The organism is Aeromonas caviae (assembly GCF_000819785.1).
Taxonomy (GTDB): Bacteria; Pseudomonadota; Gammaproteobacteria; order Enterobacterales; family Aeromonadaceae; genus Aeromonas; species Aeromonas caviae.
The window spans coordinates 1-1,032 of record NZ_CDBK01000062.1 but is presented as its reverse complement, the minus strand read 5'-3'; the positions used below and the strand labels follow the sequence as shown (position 1 = coordinate 1,032).

The 1,032-nt window shown below is 58.5% G+C and carries 1 protein-coding gene; it reads right to left on the bottom strand.

Going from position 1 to position 1,032, the window contains the following annotated elements:
- Window positions 1–2 precede the first annotated feature (2 nt).
- Window positions 3–965 (bottom strand): IS1595 family transposase, encoded by a 963-nt coding sequence (locus tag BN1120_RS09785; protein WP_039039924.1) that lies wholly within the window; start codon window positions 963–965, stop codon window positions 3–5.
- Window positions 966–1,032: the final 67 nt, after the last annotated feature.

Genomic DNA, 1,032 nt, shown 5'->3' with positions numbered 1-1,032 from the left:
GGCTATGTCCCAATTACGTGTTGCATGGGGCGCCCCAGCGCCTCATGCAAGCAACGTGGTACATTCACTTCCCGCCCGTAGCGCTCCAACATCCTTCGCCAACCCAGATAATTTCTCAGATAGTGGGTCGCTACCCCATGGAACCGCTCCATCCACTCTTTCAATCGACGGTGATATCCGTTTACATGCTGGATGTGGTACGCGCCAACCACACGCTCGCCTTGGCGATTGCGCACGACCTGATGGGTCACTCCCTGCGCTTTGCTGAAACTGGCATACACCCCGGCGCCGTCGCTACACAACACCGCATCTGACGAGACAAGGGGTGTCAAAACAGCTATCACCGTCTCGGCATTCATTTTCTCCAACTGAAAATCCGCATGGTGACCAGCCCGGTCCTGAACCACCATCACCGGGATGTAATCCGGCCCTGTACCTCGGGTACGGCCTTTGCCCCCACGGTGGCGGGCCGGGCGGGGCAAACCACGTTGCCCTTTAAACGACTCCAAGAAGAAGGTCTCATCAACCTCGACGATACCCCCTTCCCGTGCCGCCTGGTGACTCGCCATGGCTTTCAGGAAGCGGTGACGCCACAAGAAGGCGGTGTTTTTACAGACTCCGCAGCGGACGGCAGCCTGTCGGACGGTCAGACCGTCGATGAGGGCCTGGGCGTAGTCTTCCCAGCATTGTGCCTTGCGAAGTCGAGCCAGAGGCGTCTTGGTGAGAACGGAACTGGTGCGCAGACACTGCTTGCAGCGATAACGACGCAGCCCTCGACTCCAACCCCAGGGAGCCAACTGCGTAGCCTCGGCCTGACAGTGAGGGCAACATCGACAAGCGGGGAGTTGAGCGGCCAGCGAGGTGATTGGGTGAGGGGTAGTGAGTTCATGTTGCGCGAGGCGACGCTGGCGCATGGTGAGCTGTGGAAAGAGAGACAGTAGATGTTGAAAGGCTTGGGTATCCATGATGGAGGCCCTCAGGGTGATGACCTACTTCAAGGTTAGCCTTTCAACATGTAATTGGGACAGCGCC